The 1,671-nt window shown below is 38.5% G+C and carries 2 protein-coding genes; both read left to right on the top strand.

All coding sequences use genetic code 11. From position 1 onward, the window contains the following. The coding region (locus AWW67_RS06190; protein ID WP_221405249.1) for a hypothetical protein at nt 1–1,087 on the top strand (1,087 nt) is incomplete at its 5' end. A 200-nt stretch (nt 1,088–1,287) separates the two neighbouring features. Further along, the coding region (locus tag AWW67_RS06185; RefSeq protein ID WP_221405248.1) for a hypothetical protein at nt 1,288–1,671 on the top strand (384 nt) is incomplete at its 3' end.

Raw genomic sequence — 1,671 nt, 5'->3', positions numbered from 1 at the left:
AAAGTCCACCAATTTTGGACGCTATACTGAAATTTTATTGGCCCTGAGTTTAAGAACCAGTTCAGTTACACTTGGGCATTCCTTCGCATTGATTTCTTCACTTTCTAAACGACTTAAAGTTATGAAACTCAAAAAAACATCTAAACGAAGTAGCTATGCTTCAATCATTTCCTTTGCCGTATTGGCGCTGGTTATCGCCAGCCAAACGATGAGTTATGGGCAGAAGAGTAGCAATGAGAACCAAATTCTTAAAATGTCTGATTTGTGGATTATAAGCGGTAGTACTCAGACACTTTCTGGAAAAGAGATTGTTGAAAAAAGTGGTAAATCACCAGATGTGTGGATAACCTTAAGGCCTCAAAATGCTCGATTCCCAGTAATATTCTTGGATAAGCATCAGAAATTAATAGATACTTTCTTAACCTCAATTCAGAATGAAAATCTAGATAACGAGGTGAGGCTACAAATTGCATTGAATACTGAGAAAGCCTTGAAGTTTGAGAATATGTATGAGCAATATGAGCCAGCCCCAAACAGGTCTGAACTGAATATAGAGCTTACTGTACAAGATCGTTTGGCCATGTTCGGGCTAACAAAGGCTTGGGTAAAGGAAAATGTGCATCAAGTCTATCCAGATTATCCTATGCCATCAGAAATGCAGTTTGTCGCAAATAAATACTTGGTGATTAGACCTTATACGTTTAACCCTGCTGATACAATTAGAAGCAAGAAAGATGTTGTGATTGCCAATGCAATTACAAGAGAAGCTCAGCCTGTTGGAGGCCTAGACAGATTTTTGAAAAATGTAGTGACCGATGTTATTCGAACTGAATCTTTGAAAAAAGAGGATTTGCCAGATAAGATTGAGTTTAAGTTTCAGGTGAATCGCACGGGCTACATTTCTCAACTATCCCTTGAAAGTAAAGTGAAGCAAAACCGCCATGAAGATGATGTATATGCATTATTAAGACAGCTTCATGATAACATAATTGCGGTGTCCAATCTTTACAGCTGGGATCCAAGCCTTGAAAAAGGGAAGGAAGTTTCCTCTTGGGTAACCATTGAAATACCAAAATCACTTTTGTAGTTCTCACTTTTGAATCGACTCGCGTGAAAAATGAAATTTTAATTTGGAGTCTCAAATCTGGTTTATTGTTAAGCTTCTTATATGCGGCCTATCATTTCCTATTCCGGAATAACACCCAGTTTCAGCTTAAGCGGTTATTGTTGTTATCTGTGTTAGCGACTGCTTTGGCCTGGCCTTTGGTCAAGATTGAACTGAAACAAATGTCGACTCAGAGCACGCATGTTTTTCAAAAGCTGGATGAATCATTAGCGCTATCAGTGAATGAAAACACTTCGCCCATTATACAAGCCGACACACCAGAAAAACTAACATCAACATCTTATAGTGCTTCTCAAATTATTTGGTGGGTGTATTTAACTGGCGTGGCCATAAGTCTTTTGGTGTTCTTTAGCGAATTAGCAAAACTTACCTATTGGCGATTAACGGGTACGGAAATGCGAGATTTAGGCAAGAACGTGATCAGCCATCCTTCAGTAAAGTACCCTTTCTCCTTCTGGAAATGGATTTTCATTCCCGAGTCAGTAGACTATTCTGAATCAGAATGGACAGTTATTCATGAACACGAAAACCTACATTTAAAACAA

It is taken from the genome of Roseivirga seohaensis (assembly GCF_001592945.1).
Taxonomy (GTDB): domain Bacteria; phylum Bacteroidota; class Bacteroidia; order Cytophagales; family Cyclobacteriaceae; genus Roseivirga; species Roseivirga seohaensis.
This window is presented reverse-complemented; position numbering and strand designations above follow the sequence as displayed.